The following is a 22,728-nucleotide window of genomic DNA, read 5'->3' on the forward strand; positions in this document are numbered from 1 at the left end:
TCTATCTCTCACTTTCTACTAACCAAGTTTTAACTATATCAGCTACCTGTTGTGGCTTTTCTGCTGCATATTTCTTAATTTCATTTTCAATATGTATATTTTGATTTGGAACTTCAAACTCTATAGGTTTTAATTCTTCTTCCTCTACTTTTGAAATCTTATCTTCTATAACTATATCCAGTAGATTTCCTTCTTCTTCTGTAACTACTTCTTTATTAACCTTTTTCTTTTTACTTCTTAACACAATAAATACTATTAATAAAATAGCACCTACTACTCCTGCAATAATCATATAAATCATATTGTTATTATTTGCTTCTGGCTCTGCAAATGGATCAGTAATATTTCCTGTATCTTTAGTGTTAAATGTAATTCCTGCTACACTAACTGTATCTCCTCTTTCAGCATTTAACCCTACTGCTGCTGACACAGATTGTTCAATGGCAGTTCTTAATGCATCATTGATTTCTCCATCAACTATTACTGATGCACTTAATGATTTAACTTCACCTGGAGCTTTAATTTTTATTGTTTCAGTTTTTCCAACTTCATAATTAGTTGTTTGTTCTTCAGTTGTACTCTTTGTGTTTTTATCATTGGTAACTATTGTATTTCCCATATTTTCATCAATTACACTTCCACTACCACTTGCATTATCATTACCTTCTGATGAATTACTCTCACTTTTTGAAGTCTTTTGACTGATTATTACTTTATTAGGATCCACCACTGTTTCTGTAACCTTTGTTGAATCAAAATCTAAATCAGCACTTACCATTACTTTAACTTTTCCATTTCCTAATACCGGTGTTAACAGTTCTAAAATTGATTTTTGTAATTGAGCTTCATACTTCTTTTCTAACTCTAATTGAGTTGCAATGGAAGTAGAAGTTACATTTTGATCACTATTTTCATCTAATTTAAAGCTTGAATCTTCTGATAAAAGATTCATATTGCTATCCATTACTTGAATATTATCTTTAGATATGGCTGTACTTCCTGAAACTAAAGCCACTATTGATTTAACTTGCTCTTGTGATAAAGTTTTTCCTGCTACCAACTTAACATATACTGCTGCACTTCCTGGTTCTTTTTCATCGGCAAATACCGAATTTGTAGGAAGAGTAATATGTACTCTTGCATCACTTATTTGTTCAAAACTCTTTATGGTTTTTTCTAATTCACCTTGTTGCATTCTAAGCTTTTTAATTTGAAATTCTTCTTCAGTCATACCAAAAGAGCTTCCTGAGTCCATTAGTTCATAGCCTGTACTTCCCATAGTTAAATTAGAAGCTAATTGTAATCTAAGCTTATCTACTACAGATTTATCTACTAAAATTGAATCACCTTCAACTTTAAAATCTACACCTTGCTCCTCCAATGCACTTAAAACTGTTTTTGAATCTGCTGAGTCTAAACCTGAAAATAAAACAGAATATTTATTGGAAGATTGATAAAAAAACAATGATGAAATAGCTATGATAAGTGTTATAGCAGATATAATTGATGCTATCTTTACACCTTTGCTTAAATTTTTAAATTTTTCTAAAAGCTTTTTAAAAACTTCTAAAAACTTGTCCATGCTTAAGCACTCCTAACTATATTTGTAAATTTGTTAATTCTTTAATTGCTTCTGTTAATTTATTTCTAACTTGAACTGCTGTTTGTAATGCCAATGAAGCTTCTTCTGCCGCCAGCATTACTTCATGAATTTCCACATCTTCACCTAAAACAAGTTTATTTGTCATTTCATCAGAATAAACTTGTTTATCATTGACCGCTTGTAATGCACTTTTAAATACTTGTCCAAATCCATCCTTATTTTCATCTTCTATTGCTATTCTTTTTTCAAATATTTTTTCACTGGGTGTAAAATTGTCTATCTTCATTTGTTATATCCTCCTATTTTCCTATAGATAATGCTGTAGTAAACATTGATTTAGATGCACTTAATGCATCAGCATTAGCTTCATATGTTCTAGTAGCAACTATCATATCTGCCATTTCATTTAATATGTTCACATTAGGCATAGTTACATATCCGTCTTCATCAGCGTCCACATGAGTAGGATCGTACACCCTTTCCAGCTCTGATTCATCATTTACTATTCCCACTGCTGATATACCTTTGCATCTTCCTGCTTCATCTAATGCTTCCTTAAAAACAGCTACCTTTCTCACATATGGTCCACCATTTTCTGTTCTTGTTGTTTGAGCATTTGCCACATTAGAGCTTATAGTATCCATTCTTAATCTTTCTGCTGATAATCCACTGGCGCTAATTCTCATTGAATCAAACATTCCCATTTTAATTTCCTCCAATCACAGTTTTCATTGATGCTAACTTTCCACTGGCACGTGATGTTAATGCTTGATACATTAAAGTATTTGCTGCTTGATTTACCTTTTCTAAATCTAAGTTAACATTGTTTCCATTTTCATTCATACTTGTCTCTTTGTCTCTAACAGTAGTGATACTTCCTGGTTTTTCCTTTTGAATATGTTTTTCATTGGTTGCCTTCATATTAAAACCAGAATCTTTATATTTTTCTTCAAAAACAACTTTAAAAGCCTTATATCCACTGGTGTTAACATTTGCTATATTATTGGCTATAGTTTCACTTCTTACAGCAGCGGCATTTAATCCTCGCTTTATTAAGTCATATGTATTTAAACTATTAGACAATTAATTTCCCTCCAAACTCTATAAATGTCGAAACTTTAGTTTTTATTATATTACATTTAACGAGTGTTTTCTACATGATTTTTAAAATAATTTAATATATATTAGCATTTATAAAACTTTAAATTATTTTTTCTAATAATATTAAATAACATTGAATTTTCAAACTAAAAAACATTTTCAGCTTTTAAATTCAAAATAAAATTTTTATAATTTTTTCCAATTTTATTCCATTATTTACTTCTATTTACTTAATAAAAATAAAAAAAGAACTAAAATGAATTTTAACCACATTTTAGTTCTTTTAAATTTTTTTTAAATATTATCTTCTTAAATTTGCTAATATATTTAACATATCCTTAGGGAAATTATTGCTTTGAGCCATCATTGCTGTGGCTGATTCCATCAATATAGATGTTCTTGCAATTTCCGCCATTTCCAGTGCAATATCAGCATCATTTATATCACTGCTAGATTTTTCATATATATATGATGAACTAGAAGTAATTTCTATGGAATTTTCCAATCTATTTTGCACTGCTCCATATTTAGCTCTACACCCATTTACATTTTTTAAAGCTTCATCAATAGAATTTAAAGCTTTTGTGGCATCATTAACCACATCTAATTTATCAATACCTAAAGTTTCACTAGATACATTAAAGAATGGAATTCCAATGCTATCACCTACATTAGCACCTATTTGCATTTCCACATACTTTGGCTTGCTATTATCAGTTACATTACCATTAACTAAAAGCTTATTTCCATTAAATTCAGTATTATTGGCTGTATCATCAATATAACTTTTCAACTGATCTATTTCACTTTGAATAATATTTCTATCAGCTTCATTAGTTGTTTCACTGGCAGCTTGAACAGTTAATTCCTTCATTCTAATTAAAGCTTCACTTATAGTACCCATGGTACTGTCTGCAACTTGAATCATAGATGAAGAATCTTGTAAATTCTTATTAGCCATTTCTAAAGCTCTTATTTGCATTTTAAAATTTTCACTTTGCTCAATTTTAAGAGGATTATCTTTAGCAGAATTAATCTTCTTACCACTAGATATTTTATTCATAGCAGCAGAATTATCAATAATATTTTTCTTATATCCACTATATATCCCTAAGGATTTCATATTTATATTAATTCTCATGTCTTTCTCCTTGCTATCTCACTAAAATAGTCATATATGCTAAAGTATCATAACCTGCTTCTTTAATATCTTTATATATATTAGATAAAAATACAAGGTTATGCTCTATTTCTCTTGAAAACAAATAAAATACTTCCACAAAGTCTTCTTCATTAAGTTTTTTATTATTTTTATTATACCTTGATAAAAGAAGCATTTTCATCATGGCATAAGAAAGAATAATATTGTTAACTTCAGCATTTAAATCTTTTGTATACAATGATTTCATAAAATATTTATATATTAAATAAATCAATAAATTTTCAATTATATTTTCTTGTGCTTTTAAATATGTATTAAATTCTTTTTCTTTTTTTATTATCTTTTCTATGTTACCTTTAAAATCAATATCTTTATCAAATAATTCATTATATTCTCTTAATAAATCGTTAAATTTTTTATTATTTGTACCTTCATTAGCTCTTACTTGCAGTGCACTTTGAATAAATTTAACTTTCACCTCTGGAATAAGCGATATTTTATCCAAAGAATTAATTGCATTAATGTCTGTAATTTGATCTCTAAAATTACTTAATACTTCTTCATAATTATCATATTGTTTTTCATTTATTATATTTTGCACTTTATCAGTAAGCATTTTAAAGAAAGCTATTCGCTTCCAAATTTCAATTTCTTTAAATTGAATTATTTCCATAGCTAAACTACGAGTATCCCAAAGAATATTATATAATTTTTCATTATATTTATTATTAACAATATAATCTTTGTCTAAGTCACTAAGCTTTTCATTTTCTAAGTTAAAAGAAAAATTATATTTACTTTTAATAATATATCTAGCAACTTCAGGGCAAGATATACTTAAATTTCTTTCATATATTTCTCCATATTTCCTTATTTCCCTTGGGTAAACTCTACATGTGTTACATAAATAATCTTCTCCTAAAGAACCATGTATTGTACATAAACCATCTTCACTTAATAATGAACATTTATTATTTTTTAAGTTTATTTTTCCATATTGCAAATAATTAGGGTTACTTCTTTTTCTACTAATATTACTATTTATTTTTTTACCCCATTCCCCTTTTAACTTTTTATACTTTTTATATGTTTTTTCATCTATATCAATTCTCCAATTACTACTACAACAATTATCTATACACTGTCCTCCAATGCATTTAAAATCATCATAATAAAAAGGTTTTAATACCCTCATATCTATCGCCTCCAAATTTATTATAATTAATTTATCGAATATAAATACATTTTCTTTATAGAAAAAAGAGTGAAGAAAAGTCTTCACCCTTTGATTATTAATCTATTATCTTAATAAAGATAATACGTTTTGTGGTTGTTGATTAGCTTGTGCAAGCATTGCTTGTGCAGCTTGATTTAATATGTTATTCTTAGAGAATGTCATCATTTCCTTAGCCATATCAACATCTCTTAATGTAGATTCAGCTGAAGTTAAGTTTTCAGTAGTATTATCTAAGTTAGAAATAGTATATTCTAATCTATTTTGAACTGCCCCTAAACCTGCTCTTTCAGTTGAAACTTTTTCTATGGCTGCTTGAATTGTAGCTGTAGCTTCTTGAGAACCTTCTGCTGTTTTTAAATCAACATTTTTAACTCCTAAAGCTTCAGCTCTCATATCTCCTATTGATATAGATATAGTTTGGTTTGAATTTGCTCCTACTTGGAATGTAGCTTCGAAGCCTTCATTTTTAGCTCCATCTTGAACATTAACTGTCGAATTAGCACCCTTATCTAATGATTTCACAGTTAAACCAAAACCAGCCTCAAGTTCTATTGTAGCCCCCTCAAGTTTTCCCTGAGTTTGATTAAAAATAGCTGTAGCTAATTTATCTGCATCATCTACTCCATTAATATCAACACCTATAGCTTTTCCAGAATATGCACCTTCTTTAGCATTATAAAATTCTATCTGTGTTTTTCCTATTGTTATACCTTTACCATTTAAATCACCTGTTGGTGCTGCTGTCCCCAATCCTGTTAAATCTAATTTAATACTAGCTCCTTTTGCTGCATTTGTTACACCTGTATTTGTGATATTATTAATATCCGTATTATTATTTTTTAAGTTAGTTGCATTATTATTTGTCTTACCTACTTCAATAGTTCCTTGACTTCCTTCATATTTCCCGCCTTTTATTGCTTCTATTGTTACTTTTTCATTAGATACACTAACTTTATATTGATCTTTAAGAGAAGAATTTTTTTCTATTTCTTGTTGAATTTGATCTGCTAACTCTCTAGCAATTTCATTTTTCTCTGTTTGACCATTTGCACCTTTTTGTGTAACATCTACTTTTATTTCTTGTCCATTTAATTTTATTGTAGCCTTTGTATCTGCAGTCCCACTAGAAACTGTTAACTCTAGCTTAGCTTCTATAGTTGTTTCATCAGCACCTGGTACCATATCCTGCATAGCTATACCAACACCTTCTAATTTAGTAGATCCGTCACCTTTTAATAAAGATTGAGTATTGAATTCTGTGTTATTACCAATTCTATCGATTTCTTCTGTTAATTGTTCAATTTCTTTTTGGATAGATGCTCTATCTGCAGAAGTGTTTGTATCATTTGAAGATTGAACTGATAATTCTCTCATTCTTTGAAGAATGTTTTGAGTTTCATTTAAAGCACCTTCAGCAGTTTGGATCATTGAGATACCATCAGAAGCATTTCTTGAAGCTTGAGTTAACCCTCTGATTTGTCCTCTCATTTTTTCTGATATTGCAAGACCTGCAGCATCATCACCAGCTCTGTTAATTCTTAAACCTGAAGATAATTTCTCCATTGATTTACCAGCAGCTGTATTGTTAACGTTCATGTTTCTGTGCGCATTTAACGCATTCATATTGTGATTAATAATCATTTCAGTGTTCCTCCTTGATTTTTCCTTTTTGACTTCCTTGTCAATTATTTATATATTTTGTAATGTTTAATAACTAACCTTACTCTTATATACTCGACATTTTTTTGATACACTTTACACTTTTTATAAAAATTTATTTAAATTTGTTTATTTAAAAAGTATATATCTTCAAATTGTCTTCCATATACTGAATTAGCCATCTTTTGACGCTTTGTTTGCTCCATTTCTTCTTTAATTTCTATTCTCTGTTTTTTTATTTCTTCTGCTATTTCATTATCTAAAGAATAAATATTAAATTCTTTCTCTAAATTTATAGTTTTATCTATAGTCATTCCACTTAATTTATATAATATTTGTTGTCTCTCTTCACTAAGTTTAAAAGCTTCATTTAAGTTGTCTTTTTTAAGTTCATATAAAAGTTTTAATGATATTTCTTTATATTCTTTTAATAAAGTTCTCATAAATAACACTCCTAACTAGAAAGCATTGAAGTTAAATAATTTGATTGAGAGTTTAAGTTATTCATCAATGTTTCAAGTCTTGAATATTTTGTATATAGAGCTTGTTGTTTACTTGAAAAAATAGTTTGCATTCTTGATATTTTTTCTTCATATTTTATAATTTGTTTACTTAAAGTATTATTAGATGCTGTAGATGATCCAACTATACCAGCTTTTTTAATTAATGAGCCCTTGTTAGTTTGAGTTTCTGTGTCAAAAACTGATTTTAATTTTTGTAATAAACCTTTATCACTCTCATCTTTATCAGTACCTGTACTTACAAATAGCTTCATTACATCTTCCATATTACTTTCTAAAGCACTAGTTAACTTGTCTTCATCTATGGTAAATGTTCCATTTTTAGTTCCGTTATAATCTGATACTGGAGTTATTCCAATAGATTTTAATGAGCTTGAAGTTCCGCCGACTAAACTACTCATGGTACTTTTCATGGCATTTCTTATTCTTGTTAAATCACTATCTCTACTTAATTGACCTTCTTTAACTTTCTTTTCCCAAAGTTCAATTTCACTTTCGCTCATTTCTTTCTTTTGAGCATCAGTTAATGGCATATAACTTTTATCTCTTTTTTCAGTTATTAATGTATTTAATTTTTCCATTAACTTATTATAGTCATTAACAAACTTAACAATATTTTCTTTTACTTTTGTAACATCTGCTTTACCAGTTATTTGTATCTCTTCATTTATTATATTATTAAATTTAAATGTAACACCATCTAAAGTAATATTGTTAGTTTTATTACCTACAACTTCATATGTTTTTCCATCTTTAGTTATGGTAGCTCTACAATCTGTTCCATTGACTATATTTGTTGCACTACTGTCAGCTGGATAAGTTATTTTAAATCCACCACTCTTTTCTTCAACAACATCCATACCAGCCTTTTTCATAGCTGATTTTATCTTATCTTCAGAAATTCCATCAGTACAATCAACTTTTACTTCTGTAGCATCTACTTTAAAAGTAAACTCTTTTTTACCTTTATCTGTAGTTACACCCTTACCAGCTTCAAAATCTTTAACTAATTTTTCAAAGTAATCACTACCTTGATTTTCTGTTTTAGGTGCTTGCGTTGTAAAGCTTATAGTTTCATCAGAACCAAGCTTAGTAGTAGTAAGAACTATTCCTTTTTCAAAATCACTATATTTAGCTGTAACACCTTTGTCTTTTAATGCTTCATTAATTAATTTAACTTTTTCAGCATCACTTTTATCATTACCTAATTCAACCTTCACATTATTTATATAAACAGTTCCATTTGCATTACTACTTTCTAATTTAAAAGAAGCTGCTTTTGCTATACTTTCAACTTTTACTGAATAGTTTGCTGCTTCTGCCCCTGCTCCTCCAGTTACTGTTACTGCTGAACTTGAAGATTCAAAAGTAGTTGCTGACCAATTTTTTTGTAATATAATACTGTTAGATTTAGATATATCAAAGTAATCATTATAGAAATTTCTACAATCTGTTATTACCTCTCTATACATTTCTTGTTGAAGTTCAACTACTTTCTTTTGTTGATCTACTGTATCTATTTTTGTTTGATATGCTTGCATTGTTTCTTGAACTAATGAATCTACATCAAGACCTGTGGCTAACCCTGTTATTCTTGTCATTTGTTAACACCCCTTATCTTTGACCTATACTTAACTTATAAGCTTCATTCCATATATTTCTTACTTCTTCTATTAAAGGTATTACTTCATCCATAATAGCTTCGTCCTTCTTTATATTAGCTTGAAGTAATCTATCATTTATAAATGAATATACATTAAACATTTGCTTTGCCCAATCTCCTGCATTTGGGTCAAGAGTTACTTTTAACTCTGTAAATATATCTTGTGTTCTTGTTATACTATTATGAGCCATTTTTATATCTTTTTCTTGTATTGCAAGCTTTCCTCTCTTAGCAAACTTAACGGCTCCATCTAAAAGCATTAAAAGCATCTGTTCCTTAGATGCAAAATTCACACTATTATTTTTATATACTCCATATGCATTTGGATGCATAATTATTCGCCTCCGTATGTTAATTATTTTAATTTTAAATTTTTTAAAATATCTATATTTAAGCTTACAGCTTCTTTGTTTTCTTTTTCTACTTCTATGTATAGTTCTTTTCTTAATATTTGAACTTCTTTTGGAGCATTTATTGCTAGTTTTACAGTACCATTTTCTATGGCTGCAATACTTATTTCAATATTGTCTCCAATTAAAATACTTTCACTTTTTTTTCTTCTAACAACTAGCATTTATATCACTCCTTAACTAAAGGATGTTTTATTTTATATTTTTCTTTATCTATAATTACTTGTTCACCTAAGTTTTCATTAACATTAATAACCACTGGTGCTTTTAAATTAGCAGTAATTTTTTTGATATCACTATTTAAAGTTACTAAAGAAAATACACTGACATCGCTAGCAAATTTGGCTTTTATTCTTTCTATAGTTTCATTGCTTAATTTAATTTCATAATCACTTTCTACATCAAAAGGAGATACAAGTACAAAAGAGATTTTTTCATCTTCAATGGATTGAAGTATTGTAAAGTTACTATTTTCCACTTTTCTTAATATGAAATTATGCAATTCATCAAAGCCCAATATAGTTTTTTCAAATTTAATTATTTCATTTTCATCATAAGTTATTTTTCCATGAACAGGTGATATAACCTCCATAAATTTTCCCTCCTAAATATAATCTACCAGTGATTTTTGAATTATAGATGCACTTACTTGAAGTGATGCTTGATATATAGCTTGAAGAGTTGCTAAATCTATAGTCTTTTCTGCTATATCAATATCTTCAGTTTTTGAAAGTACATCTTTCATGGTTAAGTTCTGCTCTTCATTTTGAGTTTTAGCTGAATCCATTCTGTTTTGCTTAGCTCCAACTTCACCTCTTATACTACTTACATTAGATACAAATAAATCCATTTCTTCTAAATTACCTTTTATAACATCACTACTATCTACTTTATCTAAGTTGTTAACAACATCATTTAATAACTTCATAACGTTATTTCCATTTTTTAAAGTTAATATACTTGGCGTTCCTACGTTATAATTCATGTTTACACCATTAGATACTTCAACACTTAAATTAGCATTCATTTGATTTAATAATTTTTCATATTCTGGCTTTGGATTTGGTTCCACTGCTAAATTTCCATTGGCATCTCTTGTAATAGTGCCATCGGCATTTTTTATATAGGCTTTTCCTTCTTCATTAAAGGAATTTCCATTGTCATCTTTAAATACTAATATATTGTTTCCATTGCTATCTTTTTCTACTCCAACAGGTTTAGATAAACTTTTAGTTCCTCCAAAGATGTATTTACCATCATAATTAGTGTTTAAAACTTGTGCTATTTCATTGATTTTTTCATTGATTTCTTCTTTAAGAGCATTTTTTTCATCACTACCATAAGAAGCATTTCCTGCTGAAACCATCAGCTCTCTTATTCTTTGTGCTGAATTCCCTATTTGTTCTAAAGCTACATCAGTGGTATCAAGCCAGTTAATAGTGTCTTTAATATTTTCATTATATTGTTTATTGGCAGATATATCTGAGTACATTTGCATTATTCTTGCTGTTTTAAAAGGATTATCAGAAGGCTTACTAATTTCTTTTCCTGTAGTTAATTGTTTATTTAAAGTATTTAAATTATTTAAATTTTTATTTAAGTCTTTTAAATACGTTGTGCTCATCATTTGATTTGTAACTCTCATAATTTTTCTCCTTAAATTAATCCTAAAATAATATCTAGCATATCACTAACAGTAGTTATTGTTTTTGCATTGGCACTATATGCCTTTTGATATTGAATTAAGTTAGTCATTTCTTCATCCAGTGAAACACCTGAAACTGAAAGCCTGTTTAAATCTAATGAATTTAATAAATCTTCTTCATTAGAAACAACTCTCTTGGCATGTTGTGCTTCAACTCCTAATTTATCAACTACATCTTGGAAGTATGACTCAACCTTTGTTCCACTGGCAACATCATTAACTAATGACATAGTGCTACCATTGGTAAACTTACATAATTGAGCCCTTGTTGTAGTGCTATCTATTTTGCTTATAGATATTAATGTGCTTTGTAATTGTGCTATGGCTAAGGCTCTACTTCCATCTCCTTCTCCTGCATCAGCATTTTCTTTAGTATTAATAAGTGAAGGATTTTCTAAAATTAAAGCATTTATTGAAATATTTTTAGCACTTATACCTGCTTCATCTTTTCCATCAGAAGCTACAAAAAAGTCTAAAGTTTTAGTTGTATCCTTTATATTAGAATCCATTGAACCACTGTGAATAGCATTTACTGATAATGCTAACCCTTTAGCCATTTTATCTAATTGATTCATATAACTTCCAATACTATCTTGAACTTCTATAGCTCCAGCTATTTCTCCTGATTTTGGTATGAACTTTTCAATAGGATTTGCTATAGTTCCTCCATCTTTCACTATATTTCCTTGACCATCAATCATTTCTCCATTGCCATCTGTAAGTAATATTCTTGTTTTCTTTAAAGTATCTACTTCAGTGGCTGCTAATCCTGATACAGTTATAGTTTTAGGTTTTTCAGTATCACCATTAACAAAGTAGCTTATTGTATGACTACCATTTCCATTATCTTTAATTTCTGAAATAAATGATAATCTTGTTACTTCACCATTAGGTTCTGAATTAACTAATGGGTTTAAATTTTCTCCAATTCCAGTAGCAGTAATATCATTACCATTAAATTGAGTTTTATCAACATCTATACCAAATTTACTGCTTAATTCATCTAACAGATTATCTCTACTATCCATTAAGTCATTTGGATTATCACCTGTTATACTAGCAATTCTAATTTGATTATTTACTGTTGTTAATTGCTCTAATATACTATTAACTTCTTTTACACTATTTTTAAGTGATTCTACTGAATTTTCTTGTAATTTTTCAAGTTTTGAATATGTGTTATTTAATAAATCACATAAAGTTTTTGTCTTTTGAGTAACAACAACTCTTGTACTGGAACTTGTACTTTGCTTTGATAACTCTTGAAAAGCATCAAAGAAATCTGATAGTGCTGTAGAAATTCCTGTATCTGAAGGTTCATTAAAAATCCCTTCCACTTGTGATAAGTAATCTAACTTTGTTGAATACTTACCAAGTTCTGCTGTTTCAACTCTAACTTGATAGTCTAAAAAAGAATCTCTTACTCTTTCAATGGCTGAAATTTGAGCTCCTGTACCTACTTGCCCTGCTTCTGCTCCTAACGTAATAGGTCTTGATGTCTGTATTTTTGCTCTTTGTCTTGAATACCCTACTGTAGATGAATTGGCAATGTTATGAGATGTAACATTGATTCCACTTTGATGTACCGTCAGTCCACTTTTTGCTGTGTTAAACGTAGAAAATATACTTGCCATATTAAAATTCTCCTTTTATTTTATAATCTTCCATAGGAATTATAAGTTCCTTTTTCTCTTTTAGGATTTATTATATTTAACATTCTATTTGTAAAAACCAATTGTTGTTTTATTAATAAGTCGTTGGTTTCATTTTGATGTTTAATACTTTCTAAAACCATTTTTATTTCTCTATAAACTCTGTCTAACTCTTTATTTCCGCTTTCATTAATTATATCTTGTACTTTTTTTCCATTAAGAAGCTTTCTTCTTTCAACTTCCTGCTTAGCTACTTCTCTATTAGCTAGTTTTATTTCATCTACTATTGCATCTAGTTCAAAGGTTTCTTTATTTATGATACTCTTATATTGTTTTTCTAAAATTACCAATAGCCCTTTTAATGCTTCTGTTTCTTTTTGAATAATACCTATAAGATTATTTATCATTTATTCATCTTCCTTCTTTTATATTATTTAAAATACTTTGTGCTGTTAATTTAGCATCTACATTATAAGTGCCATTTTGGATTTTTGCTTTAAGCTCTTCTATTTTAGCACTATTATCTATATTAAAATCTACATTATCATACATACTTAAGTTTCTTCCCAATTCAGATATTTCAATTTTATCTTTTCCTATATCTGTATTAGTTTCCTTTATTCTTTTAGCTCCATTAGAAGCATATATATTTGCAATTCCTTGTGTTCTTATTCCGTTAATATTCATGTCTCTTACCTCCCTTATGAATATTCCCTTTAACTAATTATCGTAGCAGCATTATAAAAATTTATAGTATTTATTATGTTATTTATACAAAAAATACTGACTTCTTTATATATGAGCCAGTATTTTTAATTTATTACTTTTATTCCCTTTCCGTTTTACTATTTTCTTCTACTTAAAATATCATATCTATTTTTATATATCATCAACATACTCTATCTTAGCTCTTCAATTTTACAATTATGTTCTTTTGTTTTAGAATCATAGCATATAGCTACAGCTAAAATTAAGTGATTATTATTTTCTCTCCTAAATTTTTCTATATACTCTTTTTCTTTTATTTGATTTATTGCCACTTCAGGAGTTTCATCTTTTTTTAACTCTACTATAAAAGCAGTATCATTTTTTCTTCTTGGATGAAATGTAAAATCAGCATAACCCTTTCCACTTTTTTCTTCCCTTTCAATTCTATAAGTATCTCTAGCTGCTAAATAAGCCAATGTTAATACACACGATAAGCTGTTTTCATCATTATATTGTAATATTGGTATTTCAGAATTATGAATATCATGAAGAATTGATTTTATAGTATCTGTATCACCATTAACTGTTGCTTTTAACATATTTTTAGAATTTTCTATTATTTTTGATACATATCCAAAGGATTTATCTTCTAAAGCTTTCTCAAACTCCTGCATAAGTTCTTTGTTGGGAATTTTTAAATAACCATCATAATACGATAAAAATCCTAATACTATCATTGCTGAATAAATTTCTTTTTTTGTTCTAGGTGCTCTTTGTCCTGCTCTAAATTCTTCATTTATTGTTATATCAATTTCCTCTCCTGAAACCATTTCTATAACATCATCACAAATATCTAAAGTATTATATTTAAGATATTCTACTACTTCATCCATAGCTCCAGTATTAGTCCAATAACTTTCACAATAATTATTTTTAAGTGCTTTTACTACAGAACGTGGATTGTAAATTCTTATGCCTGTAGCTGTTAAATAACCATTATACCAAGCTTCAACTTCTTCAAATCTTAGCTTTCCATTTTTATTACAAAGCTCTAGTGTTTCATATTCTGTAAAACCAAAATACTCACCAAAGCTTCTGTCCTTCAAAAATGTATATTCATCAAACATATTAAGTGCTGAGCCACTTGAATATTTTTTTATTGGTAATACTCCTGTCATATAACAAAGAGATACATAGGGCTGATCCTTTAATAAATTTCTCAAAAACTCTAAAAAATCATTTTGATTTTCTACAAACATATTATTATTAAAAATATAATCCCATTCATCAAAGATAAAAATAAATTTTTCTTGTGTATCCATAAGCATGGAACTTATATTAAAATATTTATCTTCTTTAATATGAGTATATTTTTCTGTTATATCTCTAATAAGTTGTGTTCTAATCATATTTATATAGTCATCATAACTCTTCATGTTATCAGGTATTTCATTAAATGATATACTTATAACATTGTATTTATTAAGATTTTCCATATAACTTTCACTACTACTTATTTTAAGATTATCAAAAATTTCTTTTGACTTTACGGCTTTTGAATAATAAGCTCCAATCATACTTGCTATTGAAGATTTTCCAAACCTTCTTGGTCTTGTTATACATACATACTTATCAGAGGTATTTAATAATTCATTTAAACTATCTATAATTAAAGATTTATCTATAAAATATTTACTTCTATATAAATTTTTATAGTTTTCTAAAAGTACATTAGTGTTTAAATAATTTGACATTTATATCACCTCACATCTAAATAATATTAACTTCATTATTAAATTATAAATATTATAACATACCTTAATATTTTTATATAATACAAATAAGACAGCATATAATCATAAGATTTATATACTGTCTTTCTTATTTTTACTTATCTTAAACTCTTTATTCTGTCTGCTCCACTAACAATGTTATTAATTCTTACTCCGAAGTTTTCATCTATAACAACAACTTCTCCTTCAGCTATAACCTTACCATTTACAAGTACTTCCACTGGCTCATCTGCTAATCTATTTAATTCTATAAGAGATCCATTTCCTAGATTTAAAATATCTCTTATACTCTTTTTAGTTCTTCCTAAAACAACAGATATATCTAATGCAACATCTAATATTAAATCAATATTATCATGAGACTTTCTTACGTGTTCTGTCCCTAATGGTGCAAAGTTTGCTTTTTGTACTTCCACTGATGGTTGCATCATTGGTTGTGTATGACTCATAGGTGCCGCATAATTTACAGGTGCTTCATATGCCGGCTGTTGATATGCTGGCTGCCCATGTACCGGTGCTTCATATGTTGGTTGTGATGAACTTGGCATAGTAGGTGCTGATGCCGGTGTTGGTGCTGGTGCTGTCTCACTTACAGGTGCATCCACCGGAGCTTGTACTTGCTCTTCTCCCATCATAATAGAAACAATTTTTTTTGCTGTATTTAAAGGTAGTATTTGCATTATACTAGACTTTAATACATCTCCTACTTCTAAATCAAAAGAAATCCTAACTACCTTTTCTTCTTCTTCAATATCGTTTGAAAGACTTTGTTCTTTACTTTCCCATAATGTTGATTGAGGAGGTGATATATCAACTCTTCTGCCAAACATAGTAGCCATTGAAGTTGCTGCAGAACCTATCATTTGATTCATAGCTTCTTGCACCGCACTTATTTCTATTTCTGATAATTCATCACTTTCTATTTTTCCATCCCCACCCATCATGCAATTGGCGATGACAGCTGCATCCGATATTTTCATCATCAGCATATTTCTTCCAGAAATACCTTCAACATATTCTACATCTAGTATTATATTAGGAACATCAAAATTCTCTTTAATTTGTTTTATTGTTGTCACCGTTACTACTGGTGTTGTTATGTTAACTTTTTGATTAAGTAATTGATATAATGCTGTGGAAGCAGAACCCATAGATATATTTCCAACTTCCCCTAGCAAATCTTTTTCTAAATCACTTAATAATTCTTCATTATTTTCAACTTCATTATCATTATTTAACTCACCATTTAATAATGAGTTAATTTCATCTTGAGATAAAAAACCATTACTCATCTGTTTTCACATCCTTATTTATAGTGTCTAAAAGTTCTACTCCTGCCATTTTCCCAATAATTCCTGGTTTTCCACTATAGCATAACTCATCTTCTACATATACCTTTATAGGCTCTATTGTTTTAGTATCTAGCTTTAGTACATCTCCAACTACTAAATCCAAAAATTCTTCAACATTTATTTGAGTCTTACCAAGTTCAGCTTTTATTTTTAACTCTACAGGTTGGATTGTTCCCTTAATAATTTCCACTAAATCTTCTTCATCTTCATCATCAGAACTTCTTAACCAATATTCTACTACTAACTTATCTAGAAGCTTTTCTATACTTAAATAAGGAATACATAAATTAATATATGTACTATCCTCTCCAAATTCCACTAAAAAGCTTATTAACGCCACAGGCTCATTTGGTGCTAATGTCTGGTTTGCAGTAGGATTTGTATCTAATGATTCAAACTCTGGAGTTACTTCCATTATTTCAGACCACCCAGATTCTAATTGTTCAATAATTTCTCTACACACTTTAGATAGTATATTTTTTTCAATTTCAGTTAAATCTTTATCTATTCCTCGTTTAACTCCAAAACCACCCAAAAGTAAATCCAATATTTGAAAACCAAATTCTGGATTTAATTCCATTACTATATTTCCTTGCATTGGATGTAATTTAAAATATGAGATTATAGTAGGATTTGGAATAGATCTTATGAACTCTTCATAAGGAACCTGTTCAACATTTTCTACATTTACTTTAACACTCTTACGAGTTTGCATAGTTAAATAATTGCTTATTAATCTCGCAAATTTAGTATGAACCTTTTCTAATGTTCTGATATGATCTTTGGAGAATTTTTGTGGGGTTTTAAAATCATATTGTTTCACTTTATGTATGTCTTCTTCCACAGAATCTATAGTTTCTGGCTCTACATCTCCTGATGACAAAGCTGATAAAAGTGCATCTATCTCTTCCTGAGATAGTACTTCCGCCATAAATATTCCTCCTTATTTTTTACTAAATCTATATATTAACAATTTTATTTATATCAATAACAGTTAATAAATATTTATTAAATTCTATTACACCTTTAATATATTCTTTGCTGTCTATTGATGTGTTTTGCAACATATTTAAGTCTATATCTGCCACTTCTATCACTTCATCAACAGCTATTCCCACTTCTTCTTCATCAAGTTTTAATATTATTATATTTTGATTTTCACTTTGATTTTTAATATTTAAAAGCATACCAATATCAACTAAAGGTTTGATGCTACCTCTTAAATTAATAAGACCTTTTATATAAGAAGGTGCTGTAGGAACTTTAGTTATTTGCATAATATCACTTATATTTTGTATTTTTTCAGTTTCTGTAGCAAAATATTCGCTACCTAATCTAAAGATTATAAATTGCATAGCTACTCCTCCGCTATAAAATATTATCCTACTATTTTCTTAACTGCTTCTAAAACTCTATCTGCTTGGAACGGCTTAACTATAAAGTCATTTGCTCCTGCCTTTATAGCATCCATAACCATTGATTGTTGCCCCATTGCTGAACACATTATAACTTTTGCAGCTGGATTAACTGCTTTAATTTGTTTCACTGCTTCTATTCCATCCATTTCAGGCATTGTTATATCCATTGTTACTAAGTCTGGTTGATGTGATTTATATAATTCTACTGCCTCTACTCCATTTGCTGCTTCAGCTACTACTTCATATCCATTCTTTGTTAAAATATCCTTTATCATCATTCTCATAAACGCTGCGTCGTCAACTATTAATATTTTTGCCATTTTTCTATTCCTCCTAAATTTAAACCATTCCTAATTGCTTCAATATATTTTCTAAAGACCCTGGCTGCGGTATGTAGTAAAAATGTCCTAATACATCTTGGCCATTGTGTCCTTTAAATAATGTTTCTATATCTAAAATATAATCATCATATTGACCTGACTCAATAAATGTCGAGGTCAGAATTGCATTAAACATATCATGAGTCACTGCTGGAACAGAAGCAATCATTTTAATCCCTGTAAATGATACAATGGAATTCATATAAGATGATGCTATTATATTACCTATTTCAGCTATAGCAGACATTCCTATATCGCTAAATACATCACTATTAGAAATCAACGCTTCTATTATTTCTTTAGCAACATGCTTATCAAAGGCATATAATATATTTCCTGGAGCTTCTCCTATGACTTTTACCAATACTGCAATGACCTCATTATTTAAGTCATTTTCTAAAATCTCTTCTAGCCTTACTATTTTTATATTGGGTATCCCCATATCTATCTTTCTATTCAAAAGAAATGACAATGATGTAGCTGCATTTCCTGAACCTATATTAAATACTTCTCTCAATGCATCTAACTGCATAGAACTCAAGTTTCTATAATCCATCGTTCTCACCTCATCACTATACCAATGAACCAACATCTAATATTAACGTTACTAAACCATCACCTAATATAGTTGCTCCTATATAAGCCCTAGTATCTTTAAATATCTTTCCTAATGGTTTTATAACTATTTCTTGTTGTCCAAGTAAAGAATCTACTAATAACCCGCTTAATTTATTGCCTATTTTAACGATTATTACATACTCTTTTCCTCTTGAACCTGATTCAATGCCTAATATTTTATTTAATCTTACTAATGGAATAATTTTATCTCTATATACAATCACTTCTTCTCCATTAGTTTGTTTCACATATTCATCTTTAAACTCTATAACTCTATCGATAAATCCTAAAGAAATTGCAAAAGTTTCTTCTCCAACTTTAACCAATAGAGCTTGAATTATTTGTAATGTTAATGGAAGAGTAACTATAAATGATGTACCTTTTCCTAGTTCACTATGTAATTCTACTGTTCCACCTAAAGCTTCTATCTTAGTCTTTACAACGTCCATTCCAACTCCTCTTCCTGAAACATCTGTAACAACTTCGTTAGTTGAGAATCCTTGATGGAATATTAAATTCTTTATTTCTTGTTCAGTAAGCCCTGATGTAGAAATACCAACCTTTTCAGCTTTAGCTTTTATCTTATCAACATTGATTCCTGCACCATCATCAGTAACCTTTATGATAGCTTTTGTACCTTCTTGATAAGCCATTAGCTTAACTGTACCTTGCACTGGCTTTCCAGCTGCTATTCTATCTTCCTTCTTTTCAATTCCATGATCAGCAGAATTTCTTAATAAGTGAATAAGTGGTTCACCAATTTCATCAATTACAGTTCTATCTAGTTCTGTATCTGCTCCTTCAATGATAAAATCTATTTCTTTACCTAAATCAACAGCTAAATCTCTCATCATTCTAGGGAATCTATTAAATACAACATCTAACGGAAGCATTCTAATCTTCATTACTAAATCCTGTAAATCAGAAGTAGTTCTCTCAACTTGTTCTAACGTCTCCACCAATTCTGGTGATTTGTTATTTACAACTATCTGTTCAAGTCTTGTTCTATATATTACAAGTTCTGATACCATATTCATAAGTGTATCTATTCTTTGTAAATCTACTCTTACTGACTGATGAGCCTTCTTGTTGTTAGCTCTAGGTTCTCTCTTAACTTCTGGAGCTTTTTTAGTTGCAATATCTTTAGGTTTAACAGGAGTTGCTACCACTTCAGATTTTTGAACTTGCGCTTCTTCTTGTTCTAAATCTTCAATATCTATATCTACATCTTCAACTGTTACACTTACAACTTCTGAAATATTTTCAACAATATCACTGATTTCTTGTGCAGATTTTTTAGTTACAAGAAGGAAATAAATATCAAAGTCAAAGTTTTCAGTTTCTATATCTTCAATTGTTGGTTTTGATTTTATTATTTCACCTTGTGATTCTAACTCTTGAAATATTAAGAAAGCTCTTGCAGATTTTAATAATGTTTCTTCACTTAATCTTATCTGAACATTTAAAGTGTTAAATCCACCTTTAATAGCTTGCCTTACAATTGATATATCATATTGATTTAACTCAACCTTTATTTTCTTATCTTCTTTTCCGTCTTCTTCACCATGTTCAACAACAACTTCTAATTCTTTCCCATTACCATTTACTATATTTCCCAAGGATTGTACTATATCTGTTACATCAACTTCATCATCTACCCCTGCCTCTATATTATTAACCATAGTTTCTAAGGTATCAAGACAATTAAATAGCACTGTAACAACATTTTCACTTACCTCTAATTTACCTTCTCTAAAATTAGATAAAACATCTTCCATTTTATGAGTTAATTCAGCCATTGCTGTGAACCCCATAGTTGCTGCCATACCTTTAATAGTATGTGCCACTCTAAAAATTTGATTTAACATTTCTATGTCATTTGGATTTTGTTCTAAATTAAGTAACGCTTCATTAAGTGTTTGAAGATTATCCATTGACTCATCTAAAAACATACTTAAATATTGTGATGTATCCAATTTTTACCCTCCTTATATTTTCTTATAAATAAATGGTGATAATTTTTCTAATCCACTTGTCTTATATGTGTTTATACTTTCTGTTGCTCCAACAAAAAGTAGTCCTCCTACCTTTAAAGATTTAATAAAATCTTCTATTATCTTTTGTTTTACTTCATCTTTAAAGTAAATTATCACATTTCTACAAAGAATTAAATCAAAGTCTTTTTCATAACTATCTAAAATCAAATCATGTCTCTTAAAATTTACTTTTGACTTTATTTTTGAATCTACTATATATTTATCGTCATATTTATTAAAATATTTATCTAAATATTTTTTATCCAAAGTTTTAACATCAGCTGCGGAATAAACTCCTTTCCTTGCTTTTGCCAAAATATTTTTGTCTATATCTGTAGCAAGAATAGAGTAACTAACTTTATCATTCATATCATCAAACATCATTGCAAGACTATAAGCCTCACACCCCATGGATGATCCTGCACTCCAAATTTTAATATTATTTCTATTGGGAATTATTTCTGATAGTAAATTTTTTCTTAACGCTTCAAAAAACTCTGGATTTCTAAAAAATTCTGTTACATTTATTGTTATGTGATCCATAAACTTTTCTCTTTCAACTGCATCTTCTTTTAGCAGTTTAGTATATTCCTCCAGAGTTTTTACACCTACTCTCTCCATAAGGCTTCCTATTCTTCTATTTAACTGAGTAGGCTTATATGAATTTAAGCTTAATCCAATTTCTTTATATACCCAATTATGAAATTCTGTAAATTCCATTATTCCTCCTATCAATCAGTAAACCATTTAAATTTCCTTAATTCCTTGCCCCACTATTCTAATTAATACTTTTCCACTTTCAGATTCAACAAACATTGTTCTTCCTTTGCTGCCTCCAACATCTTCTGCTGCTATAATTATTCCTTCTCTATTAATCGCTTCTCTTACAGCTTCAATATTTCTATTTCCTATATAACTATTAATAGATTTCTCAGAAAACTTAAACATGGAAGCTCCTCCAGCTATCTTTGCTACCACATTCTTTTTAATACATCCTCGTTTTGTCATTTCCTCTAATATTAAAGGAATAGCCAAATCTGCAAATTTATACGGATTAGTTACACTTTTAAAGGCATGACTATCAGGAAGCATTATATGTATAAGTGCTGCAATTTTTTTCACTGTATCATATAATGCAATTCCAACACAAGAACCTAGCCCTATGGTCATAATACTGTTAGGCGCTGATATTATTTTAGCATCAGCAATTCCAACTCTGACCTCATTTTTTCTTACTGCTTCCATGTGCCTTACTCCACCCTTTCAAACACAAGCTCCTCTTCTTTTTCTAACAAAACCTTATTTAAATCTAATAAAATAATAAGATTTTGCTTTTCTTTTATAATACCTTTAATATATTTTTTTGAAATTATAGTTGCTACAGATGAAGAATAATCTATTACTTCTTCATTTACTGTAGTTACTTCATTAACATCATCTACTATAACACCAAATTTTCCTAACTCTTTTTTTACAACAATAACTTTATTTGTTGAATCAACACTACAGCTATTAAAACCAAATTTATTACTTAAATTAATAACTGGTATTACTTCCTCTTCATATTTTATAATTCCTTCTAAAAAGCTAGGCGAATCTGGAAGCTTTGTAGTTCCAATACTTCCTAATATTCTTTCAACTTCCATTATATCTGTTGCAAAATATTCACCATTTAATTTAAATACTAATATTCTTATCTCTTTCATATAA

The 22,728-nt window shown here is 28.8% G+C and carries 26 protein-coding genes; all 26 read right to left on the minus strand.

The features are described 5' to 3' along the window. Nucleotide 1: 1 nt before the first annotated feature. Nucleotides 2-1,582, minus strand: a complete 1,581-nt coding sequence (gene fliF / locus Q5O44_RS14710) for a flagellar basal-body MS-ring/collar protein FliF (RefSeq protein WP_022169211.1) — start codon at nucleotides 1,580-1,582, stop codon at nucleotides 2-4. 16 nt (nucleotides 1,583-1,598) lie between these two features. Continuing rightward, complete coding sequence (gene fliE / locus Q5O44_RS14715; protein ID WP_022169212.1) at nucleotides 1,599-1,889, minus strand: flagellar hook-basal body complex protein FliE; 291 nt, start codon at nucleotides 1,887-1,889, stop codon at nucleotides 1,599-1,601. A gap of 13 nt (nucleotides 1,890-1,902) precedes the next feature. After that, nucleotides 1,903-2,307 carry a flagellar basal body rod protein FlgC gene (flgC, locus tag Q5O44_RS14720; protein WP_022169213.1) on the minus strand — a complete coding sequence of 135 codons (405 nt, stop codon included), beginning with the start codon at nucleotides 2,305-2,307 and terminating at the stop codon, nucleotides 1,903-1,905. A 1-nt stretch (nucleotide 2,308) separates the two neighbouring features. Next, nucleotides 2,309-2,686 carry a flagellar basal body rod protein FlgB gene (gene flgB / locus Q5O44_RS14725; RefSeq protein WP_022169214.1) on the minus strand — a complete coding sequence of 126 codons (378 nt, stop codon included), beginning with the start codon at nucleotides 2,684-2,686 and terminating at the stop codon, nucleotides 2,309-2,311. Nucleotides 2,687-3,005: 319 nt separating this feature from the next. Beyond that, nucleotides 3,006-3,845, minus strand: coding sequence for a flagellin (locus Q5O44_RS14730; protein ID WP_022169215.1), 840 nt, complete (start codon nucleotides 3,843-3,845; stop codon nucleotides 3,006-3,008). A gap of 13 nt (nucleotides 3,846-3,858) precedes the next feature. Then, nucleotides 3,859-5,061, minus strand: coding sequence for a flagellin lysine-N-methylase (fliB, locus tag Q5O44_RS14735; RefSeq protein WP_022169216.1), 1,203 nt, complete (start codon nucleotides 5,059-5,061; stop codon nucleotides 3,859-3,861). Nucleotides 5,062-5,166: 105 nt separating this feature from the next. Beyond that, entirely contained in the window at nucleotides 5,167-6,744 is a 1,578-nt protein-coding gene (locus Q5O44_RS14740) for a flagellin (RefSeq protein ID WP_022169217.1), read from the minus strand. 137 nt (nucleotides 6,745-6,881) lie between these two features. Beyond that, nucleotides 6,882-7,205: a hypothetical protein gene (locus tag Q5O44_RS14745; protein WP_022169218.1), complete on the minus strand. Its 324-nt coding sequence runs from the start codon at nucleotides 7,203-7,205 to the stop codon at nucleotides 6,882-6,884. An 11-nt stretch (nucleotides 7,206-7,216) separates the two neighbouring features. Continuing rightward, a complete protein-coding gene (gene fliD / locus Q5O44_RS14750; RefSeq protein ID WP_022169219.1) occupies nucleotides 7,217-8,884 on the minus strand; it encodes a flagellar filament capping protein FliD in 1,668 nt (555 codons plus the stop codon). A gap of 13 nt (nucleotides 8,885-8,897) precedes the next feature. Continuing rightward, the gene (gene fliS / locus Q5O44_RS14755; protein WP_022169220.1) at nucleotides 8,898-9,278 is read right to left on the minus strand and encodes a flagellar export chaperone FliS; all 381 of its coding nucleotides are present in this window, start codon (nucleotides 9,276-9,278) and stop codon (nucleotides 8,898-8,900) included. 23 nt (nucleotides 9,279-9,301) lie between these two features. Continuing rightward, nucleotides 9,302-9,520, minus strand: coding sequence for a carbon storage regulator CsrA (gene csrA / locus Q5O44_RS14760; protein WP_022169221.1), 219 nt, complete (start codon nucleotides 9,518-9,520; stop codon nucleotides 9,302-9,304). Between the two features lie 5 nt (nucleotides 9,521-9,525). Then, entirely contained in the window at nucleotides 9,526-9,948 is a 423-nt protein-coding gene (gene fliW / locus Q5O44_RS14765) for a flagellar assembly protein FliW (protein WP_022169222.1), read from the minus strand. 12 nt (nucleotides 9,949-9,960) lie between these two features. After that, a complete protein-coding gene (gene flgL / locus Q5O44_RS14770; protein ID WP_022169223.1) occupies nucleotides 9,961-11,001 on the minus strand; it encodes a flagellar hook-associated protein FlgL in 1,041 nt (346 codons plus the stop codon). Nucleotides 11,002-11,012: 11 nt separating this feature from the next. Further along, nucleotides 11,013-12,695: a flagellar hook-associated protein FlgK gene (flgK, locus tag Q5O44_RS14775; RefSeq protein ID WP_022169224.1), complete on the minus strand. Its 1,683-nt coding sequence runs from the start codon at nucleotides 12,693-12,695 to the stop codon at nucleotides 11,013-11,015. A gap of 20 nt (nucleotides 12,696-12,715) precedes the next feature. Then, nucleotides 12,716-13,120: a flagellar protein FlgN gene (locus Q5O44_RS14780; RefSeq protein ID WP_022169225.1), complete on the minus strand. Its 405-nt coding sequence runs from the start codon at nucleotides 13,118-13,120 to the stop codon at nucleotides 12,716-12,718. 4 nt (nucleotides 13,121-13,124) lie between these two features. Beyond that, nucleotides 13,125-13,400 carry a flagellar biosynthesis anti-sigma factor FlgM gene (locus tag Q5O44_RS14785; RefSeq protein WP_022169226.1) on the minus strand — a complete coding sequence of 92 codons (276 nt, stop codon included), beginning with the start codon at nucleotides 13,398-13,400 and terminating at the stop codon, nucleotides 13,125-13,127. A gap of 212 nt (nucleotides 13,401-13,612) precedes the next feature. Continuing rightward, nucleotides 13,613-15,175 (minus strand): AAA family ATPase, encoded by a 1,563-nt coding sequence (locus Q5O44_RS14790; protein ID WP_022169227.1) that lies wholly within the window; start codon nucleotides 15,173-15,175, stop codon nucleotides 13,613-13,615. 137 nt (nucleotides 15,176-15,312) lie between these two features. Continuing rightward, complete coding sequence (gene fliY / locus Q5O44_RS14795; RefSeq protein WP_022169228.1) at nucleotides 15,313-16,506, minus strand: flagellar motor switch phosphatase FliY; 1,194 nt, start codon at nucleotides 16,504-16,506, stop codon at nucleotides 15,313-15,315. Beyond that, nucleotides 16,499-17,497: a flagellar motor switch protein FliM gene (fliM, locus tag Q5O44_RS14800; RefSeq protein ID WP_022169229.1), complete on the minus strand. Its 999-nt coding sequence runs from the start codon at nucleotides 17,495-17,497 to the stop codon at nucleotides 16,499-16,501. Before fliM ends, fliY begins: the two co-directional genes overlap by 8 nt. Nucleotides 17,498-17,525: 28 nt before the next feature. Next, a complete protein-coding gene (locus Q5O44_RS14805; RefSeq protein ID WP_022169230.1) occupies nucleotides 17,526-17,921 on the minus strand; it encodes a chemotaxis protein CheW in 396 nt (131 codons plus the stop codon). Nucleotides 17,922-17,944: 23 nt separating this feature from the next. Beyond that, on the minus strand, nucleotides 17,945-18,304 hold the full coding sequence (locus Q5O44_RS14810) for a response regulator (RefSeq protein WP_022169231.1): 360 nt from the start codon (nucleotides 18,302-18,304) through the stop codon (nucleotides 17,945-17,947). Between the two features lie 19 nt (nucleotides 18,305-18,323). Continuing rightward, nucleotides 18,324-18,920 carry a chemotaxis protein CheC gene (locus Q5O44_RS14815; RefSeq protein WP_022169232.1) on the minus strand — a complete coding sequence of 199 codons (597 nt, stop codon included), beginning with the start codon at nucleotides 18,918-18,920 and terminating at the stop codon, nucleotides 18,324-18,326. Nucleotides 18,921-18,936: 16 nt separating this feature from the next. Further along, the gene (locus tag Q5O44_RS14820; RefSeq protein WP_022169233.1) at nucleotides 18,937-20,958 is read right to left on the minus strand and encodes a chemotaxis protein CheA; all 2,022 of its coding nucleotides are present in this window, start codon (nucleotides 20,956-20,958) and stop codon (nucleotides 18,937-18,939) included. Nucleotides 20,959-20,970: 12 nt separating this feature from the next. Continuing rightward, nucleotides 20,971-21,738, minus strand: coding sequence for a protein-glutamate O-methyltransferase CheR (locus Q5O44_RS14825; protein ID WP_022169234.1), 768 nt, complete (start codon nucleotides 21,736-21,738; stop codon nucleotides 20,971-20,973). Between the two features lie 27 nt (nucleotides 21,739-21,765). Next, a complete protein-coding gene (locus tag Q5O44_RS14830; protein ID WP_022169235.1) occupies nucleotides 21,766-22,263 on the minus strand; it encodes a chemoreceptor glutamine deamidase CheD in 498 nt (165 codons plus the stop codon). Nucleotides 22,264-22,268: 5 nt separating this feature from the next. Next, the gene (locus Q5O44_RS14835; protein WP_022169236.1) at nucleotides 22,269-22,724 is read right to left on the minus strand and encodes a chemotaxis protein CheW; all 456 of its coding nucleotides are present in this window, start codon (nucleotides 22,722-22,724) and stop codon (nucleotides 22,269-22,271) included. Nucleotides 22,725-22,728: the final 4 nt, after the last annotated feature.

Origin of the sequence: Clostridium sp. CAG:221 (assembly GCA_000435835.1) — a bacterium.
Lineage (GTDB): Bacteria > Bacillota > Clostridia > Clostridiales > Clostridiaceae > Clostridium.

Excerpts from the sequence above, each read along its gene's own strand:
- fliD (WP_022169219.1), bottom strand. The coding sequence starts at position 8,884 with ATGACAAGAATAACAGGGTTAGCCACAGGTCTTGATGTAGATTCATTA.
- Q5O44_RS14810 (WP_022169231.1), bottom strand. The coding sequence starts at position 18,304 with ATGGCAAAAATATTAATAGTTGACGACGCAGCGTTTATGAGAATGATG.
- fliW (WP_022169222.1), bottom strand. The coding sequence starts at position 9,948 with ATGGAGGTTATATCACCTGTTCATGGAAAAATAACTTATGATGAAAAT.
- Q5O44_RS14730 (WP_022169215.1), bottom strand. The coding sequence starts at position 3,845 with ATGAGAATTAATATAAATATGAAATCCTTAGGGATATATAGTGGATAT.
- Q5O44_RS14830 (WP_022169235.1), bottom strand. The coding sequence starts at position 22,263 with ATGGAAGCAGTAAGAAAAAATGAGGTCAGAGTTGGAATTGCTGATGCT.
- Q5O44_RS14780 (WP_022169225.1), bottom strand. The coding sequence starts at position 13,120 with ATGATAAATAATCTTATAGGTATTATTCAAAAAGAAACAGAAGCATTA.
- Q5O44_RS14835 (WP_022169236.1), bottom strand. The coding sequence starts at position 22,724 with ATGAAAGAGATAAGAATATTAGTATTTAAATTAAATGGTGAATATTTT.
- Q5O44_RS14740 (WP_022169217.1), bottom strand. The coding sequence starts at position 6,744 with ATGATTATTAATCACAATATGAATGCGTTAAATGCGCACAGAAACATG.
- flgC (WP_022169213.1), bottom strand. The coding sequence starts at position 2,307 with ATGGGAATGTTTGATTCAATGAGAATTAGCGCCAGTGGATTATCAGCA.
- fliE (WP_022169212.1), bottom strand. The coding sequence starts at position 1,889 with ATGAAGATAGACAATTTTACACCCAGTGAAAAAATATTTGAAAAAAGA.
- fliS (WP_022169220.1), bottom strand. The coding sequence starts at position 9,278 with ATGCATCCAAATGCATATGGAGTATATAAAAATAATAGTGTGAATTTT.
- fliF (WP_022169211.1), bottom strand. The coding sequence starts at position 1,582 with ATGGACAAGTTTTTAGAAGTTTTTAAAAAGCTTTTAGAAAAATTTAAA.
- Q5O44_RS14785 (WP_022169226.1), bottom strand. The coding sequence starts at position 13,400 with ATGAATATTAACGGAATAAGAACACAAGGAATTGCAAATATATATGCT.
- fliB (WP_022169216.1), bottom strand. The coding sequence starts at position 5,061 with ATGAGGGTATTAAAACCTTTTTATTATGATGATTTTAAATGCATTGGA.
- Q5O44_RS14815 (WP_022169232.1), bottom strand. The coding sequence starts at position 18,920 with ATGGATTATAGAAACTTGAGTTCTATGCAGTTAGATGCATTGAGAGAA.
- Q5O44_RS14825 (WP_022169234.1), bottom strand. The coding sequence starts at position 21,738 with ATGGAATTTACAGAATTTCATAATTGGGTATATAAAGAAATTGGATTA.
- flgK (WP_022169224.1), bottom strand. The coding sequence starts at position 12,695 with ATGGCAAGTATATTTTCTACGTTTAACACAGCAAAAAGTGGACTGACG.
- Q5O44_RS14790 (WP_022169227.1), bottom strand. The coding sequence starts at position 15,175 with ATGTCAAATTATTTAAACACTAATGTACTTTTAGAAAACTATAAAAAT.
- Q5O44_RS14745 (WP_022169218.1), bottom strand. The coding sequence starts at position 7,205 with ATGAGAACTTTATTAAAAGAATATAAAGAAATATCATTAAAACTTTTA.
- csrA (WP_022169221.1), bottom strand. The coding sequence starts at position 9,520 with ATGCTAGTTGTTAGAAGAAAAAAAAGTGAAAGTATTTTAATTGGAGAC.
- fliM (WP_022169229.1), bottom strand. The coding sequence starts at position 17,497 with ATGGCGGAAGTACTATCTCAGGAAGAGATAGATGCACTTTTATCAGCT.
- flgL (WP_022169223.1), bottom strand. The coding sequence starts at position 11,001 with ATGAGAGTTACAAATCAAATGATGAGCACAACGTATTTAAAAGACTTA.
- Q5O44_RS14805 (WP_022169230.1), bottom strand. The coding sequence starts at position 17,921 with ATGCAATTTATAATCTTTAGATTAGGTAGCGAATATTTTGCTACAGAA.
- fliY (WP_022169228.1), bottom strand. The coding sequence starts at position 16,506 with ATGAGTAATGGTTTTTTATCTCAAGATGAAATTAACTCATTATTAAAT.